This window comes from Paenibacillus sp. FSL H7-0716 (assembly GCF_038002705.1).
Classification (GTDB): Bacteria; Bacillota; Bacilli; order Paenibacillales; family Paenibacillaceae; genus Paenibacillus_AQ; species Paenibacillus_AQ odorifer.
In genome coordinates, this window is sequence record NZ_JBBODA010000010.1 from 154,241 (window position 1) to 180,595 (window position 26,355).

The 26,355-nt window shown below is 42.7% G+C and carries 21 protein-coding genes; 2 read left to right on the forward strand and 19 right to left on the reverse strand.

The window, feature by feature from the left end; genetic code table 11:
* Nucleotides 1-2 precede the first annotated feature (2 nt).
* The 4 genes from MHH60_RS15535 to MHH60_RS15550 form a co-directional block, all read right to left on the reverse strand.
* Nucleotides 3-710 (reverse strand): CpsD/CapB family tyrosine-protein kinase, encoded by a 708-nt coding sequence (locus tag MHH60_RS15535; protein WP_076133884.1) that lies wholly within the window; start codon nucleotides 708-710, stop codon nucleotides 3-5.
* A complete protein-coding gene (locus tag MHH60_RS15540) occupies nucleotides 658-1,416 on the reverse strand; it encodes a YveK family protein (RefSeq protein ID WP_076133885.1) in 759 nt (252 codons plus the stop codon). The genes MHH60_RS15535 and MHH60_RS15540 overlap by 53 nt, the downstream gene beginning before the upstream one ends.
* Before the next feature lie 251 nt (nucleotides 1,417-1,667).
* Nucleotides 1,668-2,630: a permease prefix domain 1-containing protein gene (locus tag MHH60_RS15545; protein WP_076133886.1), complete on the reverse strand. Its 963-nt coding sequence runs from the start codon at nucleotides 2,628-2,630 to the stop codon at nucleotides 1,668-1,670.
* A gap of 6 nt (nucleotides 2,631-2,636) precedes the next feature.
* The gene (locus tag MHH60_RS15550) at nucleotides 2,637-2,963 is read right to left on the reverse strand and encodes a PadR family transcriptional regulator (protein WP_076129753.1); all 327 of its coding nucleotides are present in this window, start codon (nucleotides 2,961-2,963) and stop codon (nucleotides 2,637-2,639) included.
* Between the two features lie 1,008 nt (nucleotides 2,964-3,971).
* Here MHH60_RS15550 and MHH60_RS15555 point away from each other — a divergent pair.
* Nucleotides 3,972-4,157 (forward strand): hypothetical protein, encoded by a 186-nt coding sequence (locus tag MHH60_RS15555; protein ID WP_076138505.1) that lies wholly within the window; start codon nucleotides 3,972-3,974, stop codon nucleotides 4,155-4,157.
* Between the two features lie 49 nt (nucleotides 4,158-4,206).
* Here MHH60_RS15555 and MHH60_RS15560 read toward each other — a convergent pair whose 3' ends face one another.
* Nucleotides 4,207-4,992 (reverse strand): SDR family NAD(P)-dependent oxidoreductase, encoded by a 786-nt coding sequence (locus MHH60_RS15560; RefSeq protein WP_076138506.1) that lies wholly within the window; start codon nucleotides 4,990-4,992, stop codon nucleotides 4,207-4,209.
* 200 nt (nucleotides 4,993-5,192) lie between these two features.
* Between MHH60_RS15560 and MHH60_RS15565 the strand changes: the two genes are divergently transcribed.
* Nucleotides 5,193-5,846: a TetR/AcrR family transcriptional regulator gene (locus MHH60_RS15565; protein ID WP_076138507.1), complete on the forward strand. Its 654-nt coding sequence runs from the start codon at nucleotides 5,193-5,195 to the stop codon at nucleotides 5,844-5,846.
* Between the two features lie 138 nt (nucleotides 5,847-5,984).
* On the opposite strand, the gene MHH60_RS15570 is transcribed toward MHH60_RS15565, so the two are convergent.
* The 14 genes from MHH60_RS15570 to MHH60_RS15635 all read right to left on the reverse strand — a co-directional run bounded on the left by MHH60_RS15570 (nucleotide 5,985) and on the right by MHH60_RS15635 (nucleotide 26,227).
* On the reverse strand, nucleotides 5,985-6,800 hold the full coding sequence (locus MHH60_RS15570; RefSeq protein ID WP_076138543.1) for an ABC transporter permease: 816 nt from the start codon (nucleotides 6,798-6,800) through the stop codon (nucleotides 5,985-5,987).
* Nucleotides 6,801-6,802: 2 nt separating this feature from the next.
* The gene (locus tag MHH60_RS15575; protein WP_076138508.1) at nucleotides 6,803-7,834 is read right to left on the reverse strand and encodes an ATP-binding cassette domain-containing protein; all 1,032 of its coding nucleotides are present in this window, start codon (nucleotides 7,832-7,834) and stop codon (nucleotides 6,803-6,805) included.
* Between the two features lie 109 nt (nucleotides 7,835-7,943).
* On the reverse strand, nucleotides 7,944-8,276 hold the full coding sequence (locus tag MHH60_RS15580) for an ArsR/SmtB family transcription factor (protein ID WP_076138509.1): 333 nt from the start codon (nucleotides 8,274-8,276) through the stop codon (nucleotides 7,944-7,946).
* A 1-nt stretch (nucleotide 8,277) separates the two neighbouring features.
* Nucleotides 8,278-8,700 carry an SRPBCC family protein gene (locus MHH60_RS15585; RefSeq protein WP_076138510.1) on the reverse strand — a complete coding sequence of 141 codons (423 nt, stop codon included), beginning with the start codon at nucleotides 8,698-8,700 and terminating at the stop codon, nucleotides 8,278-8,280.
* Between the two features lie 213 nt (nucleotides 8,701-8,913).
* The gene (locus MHH60_RS15590; protein WP_076138511.1) at nucleotides 8,914-14,433 is read right to left on the reverse strand and encodes a discoidin domain-containing protein; all 5,520 of its coding nucleotides are present in this window, start codon (nucleotides 14,431-14,433) and stop codon (nucleotides 8,914-8,916) included.
* 31 nt (nucleotides 14,434-14,464) lie between these two features.
* On the reverse strand, nucleotides 14,465-15,901 hold the full coding sequence (locus MHH60_RS15595) for a glycosyl hydrolase family 28 protein (protein WP_076138512.1): 1,437 nt from the start codon (nucleotides 15,899-15,901) through the stop codon (nucleotides 14,465-14,467).
* 106 nt (nucleotides 15,902-16,007) lie between these two features.
* Complete coding sequence (locus tag MHH60_RS15600; protein WP_076138513.1) at nucleotides 16,008-17,594, reverse strand: extracellular solute-binding protein; 1,587 nt, start codon at nucleotides 17,592-17,594, stop codon at nucleotides 16,008-16,010.
* 87 nt (nucleotides 17,595-17,681) lie between these two features.
* Nucleotides 17,682-18,545 (reverse strand): carbohydrate ABC transporter permease, encoded by an 864-nt coding sequence (locus MHH60_RS15605; RefSeq protein WP_036688266.1) that lies wholly within the window; start codon nucleotides 18,543-18,545, stop codon nucleotides 17,682-17,684.
* A 30-nt stretch (nucleotides 18,546-18,575) separates the two neighbouring features.
* A complete protein-coding gene (locus tag MHH60_RS15610) occupies nucleotides 18,576-19,550 on the reverse strand; it encodes an ABC transporter permease (RefSeq protein ID WP_036688267.1) in 975 nt (324 codons plus the stop codon).
* A 195-nt stretch (nucleotides 19,551-19,745) separates the two neighbouring features.
* Nucleotides 19,746-21,977, reverse strand: coding sequence for an AraC family transcriptional regulator (locus tag MHH60_RS15615; protein ID WP_076138514.1), 2,232 nt, complete (start codon nucleotides 21,975-21,977; stop codon nucleotides 19,746-19,748).
* A 225-nt stretch (nucleotides 21,978-22,202) separates the two neighbouring features.
* On the reverse strand, nucleotides 22,203-22,820 hold the full coding sequence (locus MHH60_RS15620; protein WP_076138515.1) for a glycerol-3-phosphate acyltransferase: 618 nt from the start codon (nucleotides 22,818-22,820) through the stop codon (nucleotides 22,203-22,205).
* Nucleotides 22,820-23,911, reverse strand: a complete 1,092-nt coding sequence (locus MHH60_RS15625; protein ID WP_076138516.1) for a glycosyltransferase — start codon at nucleotides 23,909-23,911, stop codon at nucleotides 22,820-22,822. Before MHH60_RS15625 ends, MHH60_RS15620 begins: the two co-directional genes overlap by 1 nt.
* A gap of 65 nt (nucleotides 23,912-23,976) precedes the next feature.
* Nucleotides 23,977-25,179 carry an MFS transporter gene (locus MHH60_RS15630; protein WP_076138517.1) on the reverse strand — a complete coding sequence of 401 codons (1,203 nt, stop codon included), beginning with the start codon at nucleotides 25,177-25,179 and terminating at the stop codon, nucleotides 23,977-23,979.
* A gap of 10 nt (nucleotides 25,180-25,189) precedes the next feature.
* Nucleotides 25,190-26,227 carry an ROK family transcriptional regulator gene (locus MHH60_RS15635; protein ID WP_076138518.1) on the reverse strand — a complete coding sequence of 346 codons (1,038 nt, stop codon included), beginning with the start codon at nucleotides 26,225-26,227 and terminating at the stop codon, nucleotides 25,190-25,192.
* Nucleotides 26,228-26,355: the final 128 nt, after the last annotated feature.

Genomic DNA, 26,355 nt, shown 5'->3' on the forward strand with positions numbered 1-26,355 from the left:
CGTCAGACCATTCCTGAAGAAGAGGCCCACTCGGCAAAATCTTCACCACGAATCTTGGAACGCCTGCTCTTTTTCCGATAATTCAATACGGCTCCCAGTAAATGTGCTCCCTGCTGCTCTAACAAGTGCTTGGCAGAACTCGTGTGCTTTAAGAGCACTTTTCCGGATTTCACAACTAGCAATACCCCTTCAGTCAACGTTGCCAAAATAAGGGCATCCGAAAATGGCATTAATACAGAGGATGAGTCGATGACAATCGTATCAAAACGCACGCTCAGCTCTGCGAACAATCGCTTCATTCCTTCAGAGCCTAGTAATTCAGCGGGATTTGGTGAAATCGGACCAGAGGTCAATACTGACAAACCTTCTGCATCCTCAATCGAAATAATGCAATCCTCTAAGCGGGTATGATCCACTAAAATACTGCTAAGCCCGATCCAATTAGGCAGATCAAATGCCTTATGCACGGTTGGGGTACGTAGATCCCCATCAATGAGAAGAACTGTCCTACCTGCTTCCGCCATGGCAATCGCCAGGTTTATGGCTACCGTTGATTTTCCTTCATCCGGAAGCGAGCTTGTGACTAATAAAGAGCGGATCTCTCCACCAACGCGGGTATAACGAATATTGGAGCGTATGCTTCGGAATTGATCTCCGCTAGATGACTTCGGTTGTTCCAGGCAATATAATTTTGGCGTTTTCTTCTTCATAACTGGTGGCTCCTTCTGCTGATTTGGGTTTCGCTTTATTCCGCCGTTTTCGTGGCTTTAATTTGCCCACGGTTCCCAGAAGCGGAAGCTGCAAATCAAGCTGAATATCTTTGGCACTTCTCACGTGTTTCTCCATCAATTCCCGGAGGATAGAGATTGCGATCCCGGTAATCAGCGCCAATCCGAAGGCAACAGCCATATTGAAAACCGGCTTAGGGGAGATAGGATCAGAAGGAACCTTGGCACGGTCAAGAAATACAACATTCTCAACCCCCATAATCGATTGGATATTTGCATTAAAGGCTTCTCCGAAGCCATTCGCGATATTTGTTGCCCGTTGAGCTTTTGAATTGGTCACAATTACCGTTGTTACGAGTGATTCACTATTGGTTCTTGTCTTCACATTTTTGAGTAACTCTTCCGCTGTCATTTTTAGCTGCAGCTTTCTGACAACCTCTTCCGCTATCCTGCTGCTTCGAATGATCTCCCCGTAAGTGGTTACCAGCTTTTGTCCGGCCATAATGTCATTAATTGCTTTCTGCTGCCTGTCCCCTTGAATAAGTATAGAAGCTGACGCCTCGTATTTCGGCTGTAAAACGTAATAGCTAACACTACCAGCGAGCCCGACTGCAGCGATACATAATACAATAATGAACAGCAGCCTACGTTTTACTAGTTTCAAAATGCTGCCCAGTTCGAATTCCATCGATCATTTCTCCTAACTAGTTAATGTATTGTCGCCTCTTTAACAAGATTATTGTTGTATATTCATATTCTCTTTCTTTCAACATATGTCCAAGTCCGTACTTAAAATTTAAATGTCAAAATATTAAAGGGCTCATTTAGCTCACCTGTTAAAATTCAACAAAAAAAGGCATTCTTCCAGCAAAATCTACTGGTAGAATACCTTACATATAGTCTATCTAGTTCAGGAATGTACAAGTGCAGTCAACATCATCAGGAGATATCTTTACGTTTCAGGGCATGATGAACATTGCTTAGCATGCCGGATAGAACTCCAGCAATTGGGAATACTGCCCAATTGACGTCCCAGCGCCCATAGACAAAACCCGTGAACAGAAAAATCGCCGTCGCCAAAGGCCATAACACAGCCCCAACAACTCCAACAAATCGGTTCTCCTCCTGCTTCTCTGCAGTGATATTCGGCTCTTCCAGCAACTTCGTATAAGTGCCCTGGATATTCCCGTAATAGATGAACAGAAACACCGCCACAGCCGCAATAAACAAAAAGGCAGCGACTCCATAGGGAGCATAGTCATCGTTGACATAGCTAGTGGTGAAGATAAAAGCCGGCGACAGCACACATAGGCAGACTCCTGTAATCAGAGAAAGACGGTAAGTCGGAGCATAAAGACTTTGGCTGCGTTGAAGCGCCATCTTTAGAGCATAAGGCAGCTGAAAGCCTTGCTCCAGACTCTTAAAGCGATCCAGCTTCATTCCGCTGTGTATAAACATCCCGACGGCGATAGCGACCAGCACGAACATTCCGACCAGCCCCAGCATCGAACCTTTATCACTCATAACAGCCTTATTTTCAAATATTGTATCCAGGGTGATCAAAAATGCCACTCCGCATGCGCAGAGAAAAACGCCGATACCCGTCCATAATCCAGCGCTTCGTCTGGCCGCCGCATAAGCGTAAACCTCTTCTTCCGACAGCACCGGAAAAGCCTGTTCTGGCGCAACTGGATCGATGCCAAGCTCCGCTGTCAGCTCTTCAATATTGCCGAATTCCGATATGACGATACCAATCGCCTCATTCTCCGACTTGCCAGCAAGCTTCAACTCCAGGTACTTCTCCTCCATCCCGGATAGCAGTTCTTGCTTCAGATGTTCCAGTTCTGGAGTCTTTGGCAGACCCGCAAACATATTATCCAGATATACTATGATCGTCTCCATGCTCTATCACCACTCCTTGATAAATTGGTTTACAACTTGCTGTGTAACCTTCCATTCCTCACATTTTTCTCGGTAATAGGCGAGACCCAAAGGGGTAATCCGGTAATACGTACGCCGCTTGCCAAGACTCTCATCCAGATAAAAGGATTCTATATATCCGTTTTTCTCCAGTCGGGTGAAGGCAGAATATAACGTTGTCTCCTTCATGACATATTTCTCCTGCGTTAACTGCCTGATATTTTTGGAAATCTCGTACCCGTAAGATTCCCCGTCCAGCAGCATGTAGAGGATCATCGTATCATTGTAGCCGCGTATAACATCACTGCTGATCAAAAATATCCCCCCATGATTACTTCATCTGTCGTAGTAGTTGCAGTATATCACAATTACTACGACAGATGAAGTAGTTAATGAAAAAATAGGCCAAAACAATTTGAAGACCGAACCTTCCTTGATTACATCACAATTGCTGTCTGCGCATGATGTAGCTTCCAATACAGAGTTAGGTATACGAAGGTGAAGCCAATAACGTGTTTGCAGGACGATGGTGTTTACGAGTTGGTTGTTTGCGAGGACGTGGTGTTTACTAGTAGGCTGTATGCTAAGTCAATGGTGTTCACCAATTGGCTGTTTGCTAAGTCGATGGTGTTCAACAATAGCTTGTCTGAAAGTTCGATGGCTTTACTAGTAGGCTGTTTGCGAAGTCGATGGTGTTCACCAATTGGCTGTTTGCAGGACGATGGTGTTTACTAGTAGGCTGTTTGCATAGACGGTGGCGTTTACCTCCCCTTACTTTGGCGGACGAGGTACTATCGGACTCAGTTGACCTTATTCGCAGAAATTCCCCACTTTGCTGATCCTATCGGACTCCAATGCACCTATTGGCGCACAAATCACCATATTCGAGCCCCTTTCTAGGGAATAGCTGCACTGGAGTCCGAAACTACACTAGAACTGCGAAAAACATACTAATAACGTCATTGGGGTCCGTTTGCCTTACTTGCCCCATTTTTTTGTTGCCCAACCTACACTGGTTTGTTGTCCTTTTTTGAACCTTAATACAATAAGGTTGACTCCAAGAACATAGGTGTTTACTTCCCCTTACTTTGACGGACGAGGTACTATCGGACTCAGTTGACCTTATTCGCAGTAATTCCTCACTTTTCTGATCCTATCGGACTCCAATGCACCTATTGGCGCACAAATCACCAGATTCGAGCCCCTTTCTAGGGAATAGCTGCACTGGAGTCCGAAACTACACTAGAACTGCGAAAAACATACTAATAACGTCATCTGAGTCCGTACTACAGTGGATGACTATGAGTCGGCGATGTGATTTAGATGTCGATTGGTTATTTTATTGATGCTGTTTATGTTGTTGCTGTTGCTGTTGCTGTTGCTGTTGTTGATATTGGTGATGTAGATGTAAATTCAAGCGAACGGAGTCAAAGTCAGCAAGTCAAAACACAAAACAGCGGTTCTCCAATATTGTGGAGAACCGCTGCTTTGTTGTTTTTTTATAATTAAAATAGTTAATCATTGCTAAGGAATATACCAACTTGAATACGTTGACCTATTAGTGTCGCGTACGGAGCATACGTCCAACAAAATAAAGCATTTGTTTACGTGTGAAAAAACGTGACATTTGAGCTGAAATATAGTTTGTAAACCCTGGAACAGCAAATACTTTTTTAGCCTGAAGTGACCGAAGAGCCACTTGAACGACATTTTCTGGCGTGTCTCGTTTCCCTACCGAAGCCTCATCGGCTCCCACGACATTAAAAAATTCTGTTTCCGTAGACCCCGGACATAACGCAAGAAATTGTACGCCCCGTTTCCGATTTTCCTCCCATAGCGCTTGTGTAAATGATAATACAAAAGCTTTTGTCGCTCCATATACAGCCATATTAGGGAGAGGTTGAAATGCAGCTGTTGATGCAACGTTTATAATCACTCCGCTTTTTCTTTTTAACATCTCCGGCAAAAATAAATGGGTCAGATCTACAACCGCCAAAACATTTAGCATCACCTCTTCATGTTGTCTTGAACCAGATAGTTGTTCAAAAAGCCCATACGTAGCAAAACCTGCATTATTAATAAGAATATCAACGTTCAAGTCACGTTCTACACATTGTTGATAGAGCCTGTCAGGGGAACCTTCTTGAGATAAATCACCAACGATAACCTTCGCTTGTATTCGATATTCACTTTTTAATTTTTCCGCTAAAGCAATCAATTTATCTTCGGAACGGGCGACTAAAATTAAGTGACTACCTTTGGCGGCAAATTCACGAGCAAACGCTTCACCTATACCCGAAGAAGCTCCTGTAATCAACGTCCATTTATTTTGAATTGTAATCATTGTTATCATCTCTCCCTTTAACGATCATTTAGAAACAGTGTTTCAATATGAATCATTGTATCCAAGTGAGGTTGCGTTGTCAAATAAAGTTCTACACATTTAATTATTGGCTATTTCTCTTCTACATCAGTAAAATAAGGTTTAGAAATAACGGCTATCTAAAAAAAGCTAAAAGTAAAGTTCTAAGGAAGTGAAACTACATGCAAAAATCGTCCAAAATATCCTCTATAGATGCTCAATCTGTTACAACCTACCCAAAAGCAAAACAACAGCATGCGGAAACATTAAGACAGAACATTATCGAAGCCGCTGCGGCCATTATGCATGAATCCGGACCCGAAGGTGTAACCATCCGTAAGGTTGCTGAAAAAATGGAATGTCCCACAAAAATCATTTATAACTTGTTTGGAAACAAGGAAGGTTTAGCGAAGGAGCTTTTTCTGCAAGGGTGTAAATTGTTGGCTGCTGCCTTTCAAGCGGTTCCAAAACAAGACAATCTAAATTTATATCTTCGCGAGCTTGGACAAGCTTATTGGGATTTCTCACGGAATCATACTAGCTATTATATGGTTATGTTCGGAGGAGCCTTTAGCGAATTCAAACCGGAGGAGGAAAGCTTACATGCTATCTTTACGGCACTACAACAAGTGATAGCCCTTATTACAAAAGCCATCGAACAAGGATTTATTAACGAAAAAGATCCTCTCCTTGTTGTGAACTTGGTGTGGGCGTCATTGCATGGCGTCATTCATCTGCATTTAGGGGGACATATTCAAAATGAGGAAACGGCTAAAATATTGTATGATAGATCGGTCTCAAATTTAATTCATACCTTCTTTAAAAAAGATAATTAATTCTAAAAAGGCCTCTTTGCAAGTCCCTACTCAACAAATTTAAGCCGTAATCTCGGGATATCCTTAGATCACGGCTTTTTTAACATGCTAAAAAAACACAAAAAAAACGGCATTTCTGCCGCTTCTTCATCTCTCTAATTATGTCCGGCGCATATATGCACGCACAGTAATAGGTGCAAAAACCGCAACAATCACAGCGGCTCCGATAAGTGAGATAGCGAAATCCCAGCCTACAGTTCCAGAGTTAGCAAGCTGACGGACAGCTGACACAAGATGCGAGATTGGATTAACTTTGACAAACCATTGCAGCCAGTTAGGCATCGTATCTACAGGCACGAAGGCGTTGGATAGAAACGTGAGTGGGAACAGCACAATCATTGATATCCCTTGTACGCTGGACGCGGTTCGGGCAATCACACCAAAGAAAGCGAATATCCAGCTAATCGACCAGGAGCAGACAATAACCAAAAGCGCAGCAATTGCGACATGCTCCAGACCGCCATCAGGTCGGTAACCCATAATATAGCCCATGACAAAAGTAAGCACAGTAGCGATCGTATATCGAATCGTGTCTGCCAACAAAGCTCCGGCTAATGGGGCTATTCGGGCAATCGGCAATGACTTAAAGCGGTCAAACACCCCTTTATCCATGTCTTCCCGCAGTTGGACACCAGTGACGATGGAGGTCGTGATTACAGTCTGCACTAGAATACCAGGAATAATAACGGGCAAATAGCTCACTACATCTCCTGATATGGCTCCACCAAAAATATAAGTAAACATTAATGTGAAAATAATTGGCTGCAGCGTTACATCAAACAGTTGCTCGGGTGTACGACGGATTTTCAATATCCCGCGATAAGCCATCGTTAACGAGTTACGAACAGATTGTTTGAAACTCGTATGGTTTTTCAATTGTCGGGTCGCACCTGAACTAATAGTAGAAGTTCTCATACTCATGCTCTTGCTGCCTCCTTATTAATTGATTCTTGTGACGCTTGGGACGCCTCATCTGTAACTCCATGGCCAGTGATCGTCAAAAACACTTCATCAAGCGTCGGTTTCTGCACACTCATCTCCGCAAGTGGAATCCCCGCTTCGCGGAGAGCAATAAGCAAATCAGTGACTAAATCAGCGTTCGCCATCGGTGCAGTAATTTTTCCAGCCTCATTCGGCACAATAGACTGGATATGCAGCACATGTTCCACAATCCGGCGCGCTTGAGCGATATCTTTAAGATTTTGGACTTTTAAGTGCAGCGAGGTGGTGCCCACTGAAGCTTTTAGCTCATCCACGGTGCCTTCTGCAACGACATGACCATGATCAATAACTGCAATACGGTCTGCCAGCTGATCGGCTTCTTCAAGATACTGCGTAGTTAACAGCACTGTTGATCCTGTGTTCACCAACCGACGAATGGTATCCCACATTTGCGAACGTGTCCGTGGGTCCAGACCTGTTGTTGGTTCATCCAAAAAGATAAGCGGAGGCTGGGCAATCAGGCTCGCTGCAAGATCCAGACGTCGGCGCATACCGCCAGAGAAATTTCGAAGCGGCCGTTTCGCCGCCTCCGTCAGACCAAACTCTTCTAACAACTCCGCTGCCTTTTGCCGCGCCTCTGCCCGCCCTAACCCTAAAAGACGTGAAAAGATAATCAGATTCTCTGTAGCACTAAGTGACTCATCTACAGAAGCATATTGTCCAGTAACCCCTATCAATTGCCGAACAATCTGCGACTCCTTTACCACATCATGCCCGAAGATTCGCGCCGACCCCGCATCCGGACGAAGTAACGTAGCCAGCATCCGAATTACCGTCGTCTTTCCTGCCCCATTGGGACCAAGAACGCCGTAAATCGTGCCTGCCTTAACGTTTAGATTTACTCCATCAACTGCGCGATTGTCACCAAAGGTTTTGACGAGCCCACGCGCTTCGACGGCCCAATCTCCAGGGTTGGACTCAATTATTTTTTTGCGTTCATTTACCATTACAATTCCTCCAACGTTTTAGTTTGTATTGTGATGGTAACTCCCTTTTATAAACTGAATTTAAACAACACAAAAAACCGGGGAGCGCGATCTCACGCCTCCCGGTTTATCACTTCTCCTCTGAGTCAGCCTCAACATATTCTTTAAGCGCAAATAATTTATTAGCCCAGTAACCTTCAAAAAAGGCGAGCCAATCTTGCAGCTCCAGCAAAGGTTCTGGCTGAAGCTTATACCGGGTCTCCCGTCCGACTTTCTGACTGCTAACAAGCTGCGCATCGGACAATACCTGTAAATGCTTATTAACAGCGGTTCGGCTGATCGGGTAGTAATCCGTAATAGATGCGATAGACATTTCCTTATTTGCGAGCAGCTTTAGCAGACTGCGGCGGGTAGGATCTGCTATCGCCTGAAATACATCATGTCCTGCTTCAGCAACCGGCATATTAAGCCTCGATATAAGCAGGAAGTTTTTCTTGGACGATTTTTTCCCAGCCGCTGTTCATAAAGCCGCGTACGATTGAATGTGGTTGTCCAAATTCAGTAACTTTTTCAGGGTCCCATCCAGAATGAATCAAGGTAAATTCAGTTTTCCCTTCGATTTCTTTCAGTTCAAAAGCAAGATGCCAATCCTTCCCCCAATTAAAACCAACACGATTCGGAGGATCAACTTCGGTTACTTTACAAGGAGAATCTCCGAATTGTCCAGCATGCAGGATGAATTCATGCCCAACAACAGGCTCGAATGTACTAGGCATCCACCAGGCTGCCATTCCTTCTGCCGTGGCAACAGCTTTCCAAACCTTTTCTATTGGCGCATTTAGTAAAACCGTTTGACGAATTTCTTGTAAGGGTTCTTGAGCTTGCATAATAAATAGCCTCCAGCATTCATTTAATGTAACACCTTTTGGGTTCATTTTTATTATAACACCTATAGGTGTTATGTCAATTTACAGATTTCCCTAATTCCCCGTTCGTTATTCAACGTCTCAATCCCTCAATAGTATCCTTTAAATGCTATGAAAAAGCCCCTCCCTCGGTCATCCCGAAGAAAGGGCCTGCCTATTCCATCAGCTCTATGGTCAGTTTCTTGGCTTGACAGTTACTGTGATTTTCTCGCTAGATGTCTCACCTGATGCATTGACTAATACCGCGTAATATTCATATACACCTGGTGCCTTATCTTTAAGTTTCGTAACTTTCATCTGAGCCGCAGGGGTAGCCGTGTTTAGTGTCTGGTTATCGATCACTTCTCCATTCTCGTACAAACGGTACTCAGTACCATTAGTTCCCCACCACATATTCATCACAACGTCGTAAGTTCCATCGCCGCTCCAGTTGTCGTGGGTTACTGTAGGCTTACCCGGCGCTGCATCGGTAACAGTAAGGATAAGCGGATCGCAGGTCGTCGAGCCGAAGCTGTTGACCAGCTCGCAAGTGTACGAGTAGGTTCCATTTGTTTTGCCCACAATATCCGTACTCAATGTCTGCGCATTCGGTGAGCTGTCCGTCAGCATCTGGGTACTAATCAGCACATCGTTTTCATAGAGCTTAAACTCGGTACCGTTGTTCCCCCACCAAAGATTCATCGTGACGGCATAGCTGCCATCGCGAAGCCCGGTGTCATGCCCATTATTGTCAGACAACACTGGCTTTCCAGGAGCTCCACCAGCAAGCGGAATTGTATTCTGGAGCCATTGTGACCAACGGACTAGAACCTCTGCCTGCCCAGAAGTGAACACCTGATTGCTCTGGAGGTTCACTTCACTATTAAAAGCTTCCAGCAAGCTGTGAACTTCTGCACCAGCATGCTGCTCAGCTTTTTCTTTTGCGTTAGCCAGCTGCTGCTTAAGTGATTTGATTACGTTTTCTAAATCTGGAGCGCCCGTCTCAGCTGCAAAAGTTTCGGTTAATGCCGACAAGCTGTCAAATGTCGCATATACACTATACGAATGCTCTGCCAACCCCACATTGCCCGCCGCATCCTCGGCTTTCGCAGTTACACTATGAGTTCCCGCTTCCAGCGTATACGCTCTAACATCTGCAAGCGTTGAATCACATGGCGAATAAGTGATGCCTGATACAGTATCAGCTGCACTACAGGTGATGTTTAATGTCTGCTCTATGGTATAGAAACTCTCTCCTTTAATTACCACCTGTGGTGCAGTCCGATCAATCTTCACCATAGCGGTCTTCTGCGGCTGTTCCACATTTCCCTCTCTATCAACGCTCCAATAAACTAACTGATGTGTTCCTTCATTGGACAAAACAACTGAATTCCCGGTTTGCTGCTCGCCATCGTTTACTGTGAAATAGGTTGCCGCAACACCAGAGCCCGCATCTGTAGCTGTGAAGGTTACCAACGTATCCTTGTTAGTCCAACCTTGTGGCGCATCATCCGTTGTCACCGGAGCTGTTGGGTCCACCCCTTTCACTAAGCCATAAAAGCGTACTTCCGCCATGTTTCCAAACCAATTACTACTATTATAGATCCGGATATAACGATAGACTTCTGCGTTACTAATACTTAAGGTCTGCCAATCCATCGTTTTTCCTGCAGGTGAGGAGATTGTCGTCCAGCTTGTATTATCATTCGAACCCTGAACCACAGTCCCATTGATTCGTGTAAAATAATTATCTTGCCTGGAAAGCACCTCTGCCTTGGACAGCTGGACCCTATTCCCTTCTTTAAAATCAAACGTTATAAATCCTCCATATCCACTGCCATTTACCCGAAAATCCGTAATTGAGCCTGCATTTCCATCGAATAATGATCCCGCAACATTCCTGAGATCGGTTGGTGTTCTTCCACTGGAATCACTTAAATTAGTAATCGCAAGCACATTCCTAATCAACTCGGTCTCATCGGGAATGTACAGAGATGAACCATCTGTAGTTGATGTTTTTTCCGGCCCCTCGATTCCCTCCTTTGACTTGTATTTAATACTAAAGTTCACAGGTCCAGGTTGTACGTTATTGCCCATCACAGCTTCAGCCGTCCAATTGATCTTATCGACAGTAGCAACGGTTGCGACTTGACCCTGAATATTGACATTCACTTGGTTAATTGCATCACTTGCTTTAAAAGACAATTTCACCGTGTTCCCAGGCACAATTCGTTTCTGGATACTCTGGTCGGAGCTAATAGACACCGCATCAAGCTTTGAATTAATTTTAACATCACCGTACAAACGTAGTTCAGCCATGTTTCCATACCAGTTGTTCCCATTGGTGATGCGGATATAACGATAGGGTTCTGTGCTGTTAATCGTCAGCGTCTGCCATTCCGGCGTATTCCAGGCTGCATTAGAAATCGTAGTCCACGTCACATTGTCGTTGGAGCCTTGCATCACTGTTCCATTAATTCTGCCCGCATAATTATCTTGCCTTCCGATTACTTCTACCCTAGACAGCAATGCCTGGCCGCCTTCTTTAAAGTCAAAGGTTAGATATGCACCATAACCACTGCCATTTAAACGAAAATCAGTGATGGAACCTAAATGATTATCAAATAAAACTTTTGCTGTTGCCAAAAGATCAGCCGGATTTCTTCCACTGGAATCGATTAGATTTGCTATCTCAAGCACATTAGCGACAAGTCCTGTCTGATCTGCAATGAATAAGGTAGAACCATCTGTTGTAAAAATAGTCTCTACTGCATCCTCTCCAGCTGCCGTTTTATAATTAATCTTAAATTTCAAAGTACCTGATGGAACATTTTCATTCACCACAAGCTTAGCTGTCCAGTTGATATTGTCCACAGAACTGACTGCAACAGGTTGACCCTGTATATTGGCCGTGACATTATGGATCATTTCTGTAGATTTAAAGGATAATTGAATCGTATCCCCTGGTATAATTCGATTTCTTAAGCTTTGGTCCGAATGAATAGACACGGACTCTAATTGATTTACTGTCTCATACCGCTGGCCAAAGATTCTTAATTCAGCAATTTCCAGCATAGTACTCGAAGGCTTTATCATTTCCATTTTCAAAAATCGGAATTTTTCATGCTCCAGGCCTGCTTGAACCTCTAGTCTCTGCATCTCTTCAGTAACTGTTGTCAAACCGGGGGTTAAGCGGGTCCAATTTTCTTTGTCATTCGATCCGAACATTACAACGCCGCCAATTCTCTCCGGAAAACTGGCTCTTACCTGAAGCTCAAAGCTTTCTGCTGATATTTGAAAATCCGGTCCTAAATCCATGTAATGCGCCCGATCCTGCGCTGTATAATACCCCACAAAACTATCATTTGTGTTGTCCAGCAGATTCGGGACTGCATTACCAAAGGTTGAGCTAACAAACATATTCGTAAAATTAACACTTCCATCTTTCATTAATGGCGTCAATTCTTTAAGACTTTGCACTGCAAGATTCAGGTCAAACAACTTCTGATAGAAGATCTCGTCAGTGGCATTAGTAATTACATCCATTACCTCAGCATGCACTTGCTTATAGTAAGCTAACGTTGCCGAAATGTAAGGCACATCAGCATGATAAGGAGAAATGACGGCGTTGACGGCAGATTGCCGATCATTCGCTACTACAACAGTAACATCCTTGGTTGTAACCGAAGTACCATCTGAGGCACTCACTACAAAGGAGTACGTTCCCGCATGTGCTCCAGACCAAGAGAACACACCTGAAGTTTCATTGAACAATGCGCCCTCAGGTAATTGATCCGCTTGATAGGCAACAACATCCGTTGCACCTGCGTCTGTCGCAGAGAAATCAAATTGAATTGCCGCTATAGATCCCTCATAGGTAAAAAAAGATACTGGTGCTCTTCCTGATGTAAATACTGGAGGGGTAAGCTGTGCCCCAGCTTTTAAATTAATATGGTCAATATCGACTGTTGTCCCATTTCCTTTTACATTAAAATAAACAAGATCGCTGAAGCCTTGGAACTCATTGAACGCATACTGGATATACCTCCATTGCCCCTTTGTATCAGGCAGTGTAACGGTATCGCCAAACACCTCCATGGTTGCTATGCCATTAGTCCGAATCTTAAAAGCAATGGTTCGTTCGCCGCTGCTTGCCCCCACAAAAGCAATTTTACTGCCCTCATCTGTTGCGGTAATTTCAACGTAAGTAGTGTCTCCTTCTTGTTTTGTGGTGGAGTGACCATCAAGCTTCGTATACCGGTCTTCTAGTTCTCTCAAATCTGGATTCGTTATCAGCTTCGGCAAATTAAGCGTACCCTCGCCCTCTGCTTCTTTAGGAATGTACAGCCAATAATCCCCGCCTCCATCCGGAGACTCCCAATAGAAAGGCAATCGCTTAGCAAACATCTCGCTAAAATAAGGAGCTTCAACCTCCATATTTATTCCAGCTGTATATTTATAATAATAATAAAGGTCATAGACATTACCGCCAATTCTCCCCCTGTAACCGCCAGCCAAGTGTTTATAGATAATCGTTGGATTTCCATTTACATCTGTATGTGCCGCCACTGGAATCCATGGTGTATCATGGCCAATCATATACTGTGCAAAGTAGTCGGCAGCTTTTAATATCCGTTGATCTAGAAATTCATACGGACCCACCGCATTTGGCGTACTAGAAACAGTCCCCTCTACCGGATCTACTTTTGTTTCCTGAGCCAATAATAAACGTGATAAAATCTCTACATTCGTTATATCCCCAGCGCCATGCGCCTGATCTCTGCCCATTTCAACATGCTGAACTACGGGAGGATTAACTTTTTCCCCTGTTACAATATTTGTATCAACCCATCTGAATAAAGCTTTTATCGCGCCATTTTGCCCCTGATCGACAGCGGTTTTATTGACGGTAAACCATTCAACTCCCTCATTGTACCTATCTTTATTTCCTGTAAAAATATAACCCGACATAGCTCCAAGCAGCGGATAAAGATGCTGGTTCATAAAACGATCATTGGTGTGTTGGAACGTTTCAATAACCGGATTAATAAGATTATTCGTAAAATCAGCGACATCTTTTTCCGTCCATTTCAGCTCTTCAGTTGGAGTACTTGTGTACCTTAAGATTTCCGCCGCAGTAACCATTCGATTAAGTGGAATTCCTGTATGAATATGTGCATCATTAAAATACACGTATTTCTCAGGGTCCATCTGTGACCAAATCCGGATAATATGCATGGCATTAGCTCTGTAAACCTCATCACCCGATATTACATACAATAGAGCTTGTGTATAAGCCTTCAACCCATCCGCTATAAATCTTGAATTAAAGCCTTGGCTATTAAAAGCATCGCTCGCTGGTTTCAACGGATCCGCACCACTTTGATTATTAGAAGTGACCGTCCTCGAAGCCGCCGGAGACAGGAGCATTTGATTATAATAAGTGATCCAGGGTTCTTTTTGCGCCCGTACCTGTGTCCTAATATTCTCAAGAATATCCTTAGTCAGGCCAACACCCGGATGTTTGAATCCGCTTTCATCTACAACCTCATTAATGGCAGGTTGGTAATCCGTAATTATCGACAGCTCTGTCGATTCTACTGCGGCTCCTTCTGCCGATAAAGGCACTAGCGTTACCAACAAACTTAAGGAAACTGTGATCCTAAAAATACGTTTAAGCGATTTTCCAAAGAGTAGCCCTCTAAGTGAATTCATTGTTCTCCTCCATTCATTTACATCCTCTGATTTAATGCAAATAAATACCGCTGGCAAATTCATTCACTACAAAATGTTTGTTATTCAGGTCGATAATAACCTCTCCATTAATCTGGAGATTATAAAAATAAATGTCCTTCACACCTCTTTCCTCGTCATAGCCGAATATACGGGAAGGATTGGTATTCTTCCCATTGTAGGTGATATCGCTAAACTCTATATTTTCGATACAGCGTCCTGGCACCGGATTATAGGTTTTATTCCACACAACGCGGACATCAAACAGCTGCCCCAGTTCAAAATCCTCCACCCGGATATTTTTGAAAGTAACCTTACGAACGGTATTGTTGTCCCCTGCACAGATTGCCATAACCCCCCAATAATTTTCCTGCGGCTCGTGATGCTCAAGCACATCGATATTTTCAAACCAAATATTTTCTATAAAATCGCCATTATGTTGGTGATCACCATGAATACCGACATGCATGGCATGAGCAACGTCCGCCCAGAGTATGGAATCTTTAATCGTGATATGGCGTGAGTCTCCATAATACTCTCCACGGCTGCCGTAAATGGCAATGCAATCATCAGAAGTTCTCAAGAACACATCATTAATATCCACATTTGAGCTAGCCATCATATCAATTCCATCACACCAGCCGCGTGTACTGAAAGCTTTGAAGTTATGAATGCGAATATGCTTAGACGCTCCGATATATATACTGTAATGCGGAGGATCAAGCGTGATGATCCCTTCGATCTTAATCTGTTCAGAATGCTGGATTTGAACGCCTCTTAAATAAGTGGTTTTCTCCATCTCCGCCAAATACAGAACACCTCTGCCACGAACAACAACATTCTCAGCATGGTCAATCATTATGGATCCACAAAGGATCGCGCCTCCGGCAATATAAACGGTGGTCCCAGAAGGGATATGCAGCATTGGATTCTCGAATTGATGAAGCCCGGGCATAAAATATATCGTCTGACGCTCCCCGTTAGCCCTTTCTGACAAATGCTGAACTTGTTCTGCGATAGCCGCAAATTGATGTATTCCTGGTTGGACAAGCACTACATTATCAGCATCAAGTTTAGGTGGGGCTGTCTCCAAGGGGTTGGCAAAAAGATGCAAGTTACTAAAACGTTCTCCATTGATTTCAATGGAAAGCTTACACGGCTGCTCCAATGTAAACAAAAGGGTATTCTCTTCGATTTGAAAGGAGATTTGGGATGCCAAAGGGCGAATAACTGCTTGTTCAATCAGCCGGTTATTACAATGAACAGAGACCTCCACCGTGCCTTCCATATCAAAATAAACCATCGATGTCGACCGAACCTGATGCATATCCACCTTTGCTTCAAAAACAAACAGAGATTGCCATACCCCACCAGGCTCTCGTACACTCACTGTAAAATCGTCTTTCCCCAGGGCTTCATTCGGCTGCTCATAAATAATTAATTCGCTCATTTCTACCTCCGCTATCTTAAAATCAACTCACTTAAGGGTTTAATAAATAGGCTGGAGCAAGCTTTTGCTCCAGCCTATCATCCAGTACTAATCAGCGGACCCGCTGCTATTTACGATCTGCCAGCACTTTATTTACCTCATCCGTTACTTCCTGACCTCCGGCTTTTAGCCAGCTATCCTTGAAATTATCAAAATCTTTACCCGTGTTCGCTTCTCCTGTAATCGCCTTGATAACAAACGTATCTTGCAACGTCTTCAGATTGCCCCAATACTTGGGTTTGCTTGTCAATACCGCTGGGCCTAGTACATCAAGCAATGGTATGACACCTGGAGTGATCTTGTCTCTCAAATCCAGCAATTCTTGTTTTACCGTATGTTTTTCCATTGAAGTGTCTGTGGAGCTAAGTGGATTATAGAAATTGCCCGCTCCCATCTTCGGAGCACTAACCTCTTCATCCGCTTTTGGAATGGCAAGGTCCCCTTCCATATCATAGCTCACACCCAATTGACCGAAACCTGTCAGCAGAAAACCTTCGGAATCCGTAGACACATATTCGAGAATTTCCATAATCTTATGACGTTTCTTCTCATCCTTTTCGAGTTGAACACCGAACAATACTGGCGCCTGTCTTGCACCATACGCGAAAGAATAAGCAACGCCATCTGGAGCTGTAAACGGCTTGCCAGGCACGAATATTTGACCTTTCTCTAGACCAGGTTTTGCGACAAACCCAGATTCTTTATAAAAATTGCCCCACTTCCCGTTATCCACCATACCCACTTTTTGGTCAGCAAATTTAATATTGATTTCGTTATTATCACTAGTTATGAATTCAGGATCAATCAGACCTGCTTTGTACCATTTGCTCAATAACGCCAAAGCTGATCGCGTCTCTTCTGTAATGCCTCCATAAACTACGTTCCCGGAAGCATCCTTTTTGAACTGATAAGGGGAAACAGCAAATGCTGAGAAGACACTTGTGAACAATTGCTCTGGAAGCTTGCCGCGGCCGATTAAGCCGTAAGTATCCTTTTTCCCATTTTTGTCCGGATCTTCATTAACAAATTTGGTGAGTACATCCTCAAGCTCTTCCAGTGTCTTGGGTGGTTCTGAGTAGCCAATATTTTTCAGCCAGGCTTCATTATAGCCCGGAATAAATCCATCAAGACCACCTGGCCAAATTTTCGGGATCCCCCAGTTTTTTTCGTTGTATAAGCCTACGCCCCATGCCCCGGAATCAACCGAATCCAATGCTGCTGCATATTTCGGCATCAGGGATTCAATTTCAGCCTTATCAATCGTCGCAATAATCCCTTGATCTGCCCATTGCACCATATCCGTTTCATTTGCATCGACCGGGAAGATATCAGGAATATCTCCAGAAGCTAGAAGCACCGAAAATTGTTCTTTCCAAGTTCCACGTTCCAATTTAATATTTTTGATTTTTACATTAAATTTCTTCTCAAGCTCGGTTTGCACATAGTTACCGTCTTCTTCTGGCGTATTAAAGTTGTTCGCCCAAATAATTTCAATCGGAGCTTCAGCTGCTGATGTTCCCCCTTGACCTTGGTTCGTCGGCTTCGTTTCGTTAGTGTTATTATTCGCCGCATTCCCGCCGCAACCACTCATGACAAGTGAAGCCGATAGGGCTATCGCAGCAATTTCCAACCATTTCTTGGATGTATGCCTCATATTCTTTTATTTCCTCCCTTTTCTAGTTCATCTATATATTTAGACAGCTCGCGGATATAGCGGACTGTTTAAACCGTTCTGAGCCTTCTAACCCTTAAGTGATCCAACCATAATTCCTTTGACGAAGAAACGTTGCAGGAATGGATAGATCATTAATATAGGCAGCGCTGTAAACATAATAATCGCCGCTTTAACCATTTCAGGAGCCTGCTCATTAGTAGGAAGTGGTAACATCGGATCTCCTTCGGCTGAAATAACAAGCCGTCTTAAGAAGAGCTGCAGTACAATCTTTGATTGATCCTGCATATATAACATTGCATCAAACCAAGCGTTCCAGTGCCCTACTGCAGTCCATAGGGCTAATGTTGCTAGCACAGGCTTCGACAGCGGAATAACAATCGTAAATAAGATCCGCATATCATTAGCCCCATCTATTTTAGCTGAATCCTCCAGTTCCTCCGGTATACCCATAAAGAAATTTCGCAGGAGCAGAAGATTAAACGTGCTGAGCAGGCCGGGGACAATATAAACCCATAACGAATTTATAAGTCCCAGACTTTTGATTAGCAGATAGGTAGGGATAAGGCCGCCACCAAAAAACATCGTTACGACAATGAACATTGTATAAAATCCCCGGTGCGGCAAATATTTGCGCGACAACGGATATGCTCCCAGTGACAGAAACACCAGTGTGAGAGCCGTTCCTACAACTGTGCGAAAAACCGTATTCCCCATCGTTTGCCAGACTGTATCTGTTGTCAGTACACGCTTCCAAGCAAAAAAGGAAACTTCTTTAGGATAGAAATGAATTCCCGGCCGAAGGGCTTCCGCAGGTGTGCTAAATGATATAGAGAGCACATGCAAGAAGGGATAAATCATCGTAATACAAAGAATGATTACAAATAGGATTAGAAAGACTTGGAATACTTTTTCACCAGTGGATAGCTTCAATTGTAGTTACTCCTTCCTTACATACATTCATTAATAAAGGCCTTCCTGCCCCATTTTTTTCGTGATGAAGTTAGCAAATAACACCAGGATAAGACCCACCACATTTTTAAATAATCCAACAGCCGTCGTGAGACTGAACTGAAAGTTTTGCAGACCTATCCGGTACACATAAGTATCTAACGTATCCGCCACCCCATAAACAGCTGGTGAATAAAGTGTTAAGACTTGATCGAAGCCAGCATCCAGCACACTCCCTACCCGAAGAATAAGCAGAATAGCAATTACCGGCAGGATCGAAGGAATGGTGATAAATAACGTTTGTTTCCAGCGATTAGCACCGTCCAGAACTGCAGCTTCGTACATTTGGGAATCGATGCTTGCTAATGCAGCTAAGTATATAATCGTTCCCCAGCCGATTTCCTTCCATATTCCTGACATAACGAGCGTAAAGCGGAAATATTTCTCGCTGCCTAAAAAGTAAATGGGATCAAAGCCGAGCCACTGAATAATATAATTGACCACACCCGAATTCGGAGATAACAAAGTGATCAATATCCCTCCAATAACGATCCAGGATAAGAAATGGGGTAAATAGGATATCGTCTGTGCAACCTTCTTGAAGAAGGAAAACCTAAGTTCGTTAAATAACAGCGCCAATATAATCGGTGCAGGAAAACCAAAAATGATATGGTAAAAACTGATAATAAGCGTGTTCTTAATAATTTTCCAAAAGTCGGGTGAAGCTGTGAACAAATATTCGAAATGCTTAAAGCCGACCCAAGGACTTCCCCAAATTCCATCACGAATAAAATAATCTTTAAAAGCCAGTTGAATGCCATACATCGGGCCATAAGCAAATACGGTATACCAGATGATCACGGGAGCTAGTAATAAGAATAAATATTTGTTTTTTTTGTATTGGCGCCAAGTATGTGTCCACCTCGAGACTTTCGGCTTAAGATTCTCTCCCTGTTTTTGAATGCCAGCAGTGCTTGCCGGGTTCATAGTTGTTTTCTCCTTCCGAATACGATTTTGCGTTAAGACTGTGTCTGAACACCCCTTACGTTAGGGCATTGTAAGCGCTTTTTCTATTGTAAATTCATTAAAATCAGTAAATTATCTTCGTATTGGGGCTATAATTTTTCGAACAAAAGAAAAGACAATCGCGAGACGATTGCCTTTTCCACATGGATTAGAGAATTATGCACTTGAATGACTCGATTTGTTTGCATTGCCTGCGTTCCTATACTGGACCGGTGTAACTCCGTAACGTGTTTTGAATTTGTTGTGAAAATATTGCGGGTTACGATAACCCACCTGAGCAGAAATCTCAGCCACGGACAGCTGCTTATTTTCTCTTAATAAATCAGCCGCCTTTTCCAACCGCACTCGGGTTACATATTCAGTGAATGATTCATTCATAACGGTTCCGAACAAGGTAGAAATATACGAGGGCGCCAACGAAGCAACCTCAGATAATTTATTTAGCGATAAATCCTCTTGAATATTATCATCGATAAAGATTTTTAATTTATGAATGATCTCTGTATGTGCGTGATTACCTGACTCTTGAATATAAGCTGTAATTTGTGCTGATAAATCACGAATGGAATCAAGTGTTTCGGCCAACGTCTCCTTTTTGAACTCATCGAACAGACTGGAAGGTGAAACGATTTGTTGCAGATCAAGCTCAATAATGGTCTGATACAGGACCGTAACCAACTGAAGCAGGCCTAACTCAACCGTCTCCAATTGGACATCACCTTTCTCCATGACCCTCTGGAAATCATCCATAAACCTGTTCATCGTAACGTCATTGCCTGCCTTTAATGCATTTTTATAAAGATCAAAAGAGAATAAGTGTGGCGTAACATCATTAAGCGGGATATGTGAATACAGCACAATAGCTTCCGAACCATAGATAAACCGATATCGATAGGCATGTAAGGCATTTTGATACGAAAAGGGGATTTCTTCAGGTGCCTGAACCTTCGATCCAAGCGCCGCTCCAAAGTGTATTTGCTCGGGTAACCCATTTTTTATAAGCTCCAGCTCCTTCAATAATAAAAGCTCCAGCTCATCGTGATCCTTATTCAACTCACTGAAATAGATAAGCGCCGCTTCCTGGGTATTTAAGCTGACGAATTTATAAAAGCTATAGGCAGCATGCTGTTCATAAAAAGCCCTGAATTGCTCGCAATCTCCCTTGGTTATACGAATATAGCTAGTCATATAATGACATTGCAAAGGTAAATAATCGTAGTAATCCGAGCCAATGCCTGCACCTAATACCAGATTTTTTAGTTCATTCACTTTAGCTTTAGATTCTAAGGTTTCGATTTTTTGACCTAGCTTTGAGATAGTACTATCAATAATAGCGAACTCATTTTGCTCATAGTTTACGGTGCCTGGATGATAAAAGCTGCGAACATTGTTTACAAGCTTCTTCATCGGAACATATACACGTTTGGAGATCAAATAAGCGAATAGAAGCCCAATTAACAATACTAGAATACAGCTGACAAATATTTGACTCTTCAGCTGCTTTGATGAGGATACAAATGAATTCATAGGCCGTATTAATACGTATTTCCATTGATTATTCGAGGTTTGGTCATTTTTAAAAGACAACACATATTTGTCGCGTTTATTATAATGAATTTCCTTATTGTTCCCCGCTGACTCCATCCATTGCTTAGCAGTCTTAAGCCCCTCTTCGACGTTCGAGCCCGTATGGATAATAGGGCTGCCCTTTTCATCAAAAGCATACAGCTTTTCCATCGGCGAGCTCATCGTGCTGGAAATCATTTTATTGATGTATTCTAAGCTAACGTCAATATACATAGTGCCGGTTGATGACTTTGATAAAGCACCATAGGGAAGGGCGATTGCGTAAGTCAATACCTCTTCTTCATCTGATAACGTTCTATAAGTCCAGCGGTTTAAGGCTGGTGCCACTGAAGTTTTCAAGAAGGAAGCATCTGGAGAATTGTCCAGCTTCGAATAAAATTGGCTGTTATCGATGATATAATTTCCTTTCTCGAAGTATGCGGATATTTTGTAAACGCCTTCATTAGTAAGCTTGAAAATTTCGAGATCCTTGCGAAAAGCTAATATTCTGCTCGTATTTCCTTCCCATTCACTGTCCAGTAAATAATTCAGCATAGACTGATTCTCTAACGACAAGGTAGACACTGCGCGGTTGCGGATACTATTTTCGTATTTTTGCAGCAGCGTATTCTCCACAAAATCACTTGAGGTCATCAGTCGTTGCTTACTGTCTCTGGCAATCTCATCCACCATTAAGCGATTAGCCTGAACATACAGATAACTGCCCACAAGTCCGATTAAAACAACGGCTAATAATGTGAATGAAAAAATCAGATGGGTAAACCATGTGCCTCCATTTCTTAGTCTGCCGCCGATCTTCATCACAAGCCCCCCTTTAGTTCATAACCCTATCTCTGTAACGTTCTAAATTGAAAGCATTTATAATTAAAGATACTAAAATGCACCAACTTTAGCCATTATAAAATCTTCTGTTTAAAGATAACGCATCTTATAAAACCGAAAAAAAACAGGCTTCCCCGAAATTAATCGCTGGAAACCTGTTTATTAAACCTATACGAAACATCTATCACGATGAAGTAAGTAACTTCAATGCCCCCGCTCTCTTTTTAAATATTCCTTCACCCATGCAATCCATTCTAACCTGTGCGTATATACTAGGATCACAAAGCTCCCAAGCCATACCCACAGGATAGGAGCAGACCACTTACTGATGCACAAATAGACAAAAAGGAGCAGCATTCCGCTAACCACTTGCACACCATCCGAGACAGGTGAATTTCCTCTGCTTTTGTACCCGCTGCTGAGCACTTTCAACACTGCCAGGATGACTGCTAACGCTAAAGAGGCTTTGAATCCTGTCAACGCACTCCATACCCCAAAGGTTACGGCGATCGCCTTCCCTCCTTTTCCTTTAAGAAATGGGGAGAAGGCATGACCGGCAATAGGAGCTAAGGCTAGCGGAATAATGAAATAACCCTGACTATAATGACTTTCCATTACCCATAAAAGAGGCAGATATCCTTTTAAAAAATCCAACAACACCCCAAAAATTCCGAATTTATAGCCAGATGACTTCCATAGATTCAAAGCCCCCGGATTACCATCGCCTATGACCTTTAAATTCTTTTTACGCGCCAGCCCAAGCCAATAGGAAAACATAAGAGATCCCGACAAGAATAAACCCGCGACCCACAATATGATCATTAGTCCCTATGGCCTCCCACCTGGATTTGCCTTCCTTTCCAGCTTACATGCCTCAGAAAAACGACCTGATATATCGAATAAAGCATAATCAAGATAAAGAAAAGAGTAGCAACCACGTGAAATACTGGAATGACGATGCCAAAAACCCCTACATATTTAATAAAATAAAAGAGCTGGAACATATAAAGGAGATAACCAAAAAGTAACGGCAATCCCCAGGAAGTATTCGCAAAAATAAACACGGTTTCTGAGATGATGAGCCCGACCACCCAAAGTGCAATTGGAATAATCGTCCGCGGGCTTAACGTTGAGGTGCTTAAGACAGCCCCTTTACTGAAGCCTTCAATTTCACTTTTTATCCCCTTCGGATACATACGAAAAGATACTAAGCCATAACCGATAAAATTTCTAATGGGAACACCTGCCGCGATAAACTTCTCTCCTAAAGACAAATCATCCAGCACTTCAGATCTAATGCTTTGATGGCCATTAACCTTTTCATAATCCTGCCTTAAAGCTAGAATACACGAACCGTATAAACCTTTTTTGGCGTTATTCTTTTCAAAAACAGAGGTGAATGTGAAGATCCCCAGCATATTCATGATTAAGGCAAGTTTCTCAAACAGCTTTTCTGTATGATGAAAAGGAACTACCGAAATGACGCCTTTCGCTAGCTCCCTTGCTTTTAATAATGAGGCCAGAGCGTTAGGTTTTAACCGGATATCTGCATCCAGAAAAGCAAAAATATCGCCCGAGGCTTGTAAATACCCATTCCATACTGCCCAGCTCTTGCCCGTCCATCCCTCAGGGAGACTGCTGTTCGCAATAACCTTAACTCCATAGCTTTCGGCAATTTCCTTGGTCCGATCCTCTGAGAAGTCATCCACAACAATAATTTCATAGGGAGTAACGGTTTGGAGCTGGAGTGAGTCGAGCAGAAAACGCAGATTATATTCTTCATTTCTTGCGGGGATGATGATGGACAATTTCTCCGGTCCTTGAAAATGTTCGTGATCAGCGGCCAATATATTCTTTCTAAACAATATAAAACCGGAGAGACATCCAACACCTATAATAATTAACAACCACATTTACAGCTCCCCCCTCCTATAGCTATATATATGAAGGGTTAGTCCGTAATATATTCAATTCAAATTTAACCGACATTTACTTTTGCTGAGTATTGATTAAGCTTTTCTGTACACAAGAGCATAACGATGGCGAAAAAAACGATCATCGCAGGAAAAATACCGAGCGTGAATTTCGAAGCTAATAAGCCGATAAAAGGCGGCATCAGCGTGGTGCCGGTATAAGCAGTTGCCATCTGAAAGCCCATAATCGACTGAGCATGTTTCTTCCCGAATCGTACAGGGGTTTCATGTAGCATACACGGAAAAATGGGGGCTAACCCTAAACCTATGATCATAAATCCTACAAGTGAAACTATAGTTGGAAGCGGCAATACTAACAGCACCGTACCAATTAAAGCAATGAGCTGACCATATCGAATTAGCTGTTTATTACTCATTTTAAAAGTAATGAAACCCGTCACCATTCTACCAAAGGTAATCCCTAGATAAAAAAACGATACCCATGTCGCTGCAGTTGATGCAGGAATGTCTTTAATGTTTACAAGAAAGCTGCTCCCCCATAACCCCATACTCGTTTCGATGGCAGAATAAAATAAAAAGGTTAACATTGCTAGCTTTACCCCTCTTAATTTCCATGGTTTTGTGTTCTCTGCGACATGCTCTTGCTCCGGATGATTGAACTCAAGATCACTTTCAGCATGCTGGTGGTTATTACTCCCAGCCACTCTATCCCATAAAGGCAGTGTAACGAATAGAATAATAACTAAGCTCAATTGTATGTAAGCAACCGTAAGATAACCTTGCCGCCATAGCCCTTCTCCAGAGATAAAAGAGCCCATAATAATAGGACCCAGCGTGGCGCCCACTCCCCAGAAGCAGTGTAACCAACTCATATGATGGGCTTTATAGTGCGTAGCCACATAACTATTTAATCCGGCATCTACAGATCCCGCACCTAAACCGAGTGGAATTGCAGCAATAATTAACCAGACTAACGAAGGTGACCCTGCAAAACCAAACAACGCTACAGCTGTCATGATACAACTAATAAGAGTCACTTTCCCTGTACCAAAACGTTTAAGGATAACACCACTCATTAAACTGGAAACAATTGTCCCTACTGCAATAACCATCGAAAGAATTCCAGCCGTACCTAATGAAGCATTTAAGTCCATTCTCATCACTGGCCAAGCGGAGCCAAGCAATGAATCCGGCAATCCCAAGCTAATAAATGCTAAATAAATAATAATAAGAAAAAAAGTTGCCATAGTTATCTCCTTAATTGTTCTCATCTATTTGTTGTGAAACTAATAAGCCTAATCCAAGACTTTGTAATCCATTCAGATAATCACGCTTCAAGTGACTTACCGCTAACGCTGGAAGATGCTCCTTCGGAACGTATGTGGCACTTCGTTCATAGATTTGATTAAGCATGGCTGGAGCTAATTCATCCTCACAAAAAATAATATAATGCGGATTCAAAATAGAAGTCATAGTAGCCACTAATCGACTAATCGCATCCACACTATGATTCGATTGCATATTTGATCCACTAGAATCTTCAGTTAATGCCTCTATGAAATTTTTATGATCATACTGTGGCAAAAATTGAACTTCTCCTGAAAAAAACGTCTTTCCTCGCACGATTTCACCATTGACCGCGATCCCAGCCCCCGGACCATTTTTCCCTAAATACAGATACATTAGAGATATATTTTCTTTCAAATTTCGTTGCGTCATATAGCCGATTACAGCAGCATTCATATCATTTTCCACGATTGTCGGAATAGATAGTTGATCTTCTATGTGTCTTTTCAAATCTAAATTCTGATATTTCTCATAACCCGGAATCAGAAAAATCTGCCCATGATTCACCGCACCTGGAACTCCAATAGCCACAGAATGAATTTTAGGATTGGCCTTTTTTTCATCTTCAATAAGCATGACCAGTTTACTAACATCTTCCTCAAGAATACTGGGCAAACTCCCTTCTTTGATTACCTCACCAATGCAATTATAGATGGTATAATTGGTTTCATTTTTTTCCAAAAAAATAGCCATCCCTAACCGATAATTCGGATTATAGGTGTATCTTATTGCCCTTCTTCCCCCACTTGACTCATCCAGACCGCTGACCGTTATTTCCCCTGCCTCTTCCATCTGCATTAGAAATTTACTTATCGTTGGGAAACTGTATTGCAATTTATGGCTTAACTCTGCCTTCGTTGCTTTTCCTAGTTCTACTAATGCTGTTCGAATATTTCGGATAATTTCAGATTTCATTTGCTGTGAAGGAAGTCGTTTCTCACTCGCCATGGCTCTCCCACCTCTCACCTATAGTCATACTGACTTATTAAACGCGTTTAATAAGTCAGTATGACTATAGCAGCAATTAAACCAACCGACAAGTTAATTCTTGAATCAAGTTTCTTCCGTAGGTGCCA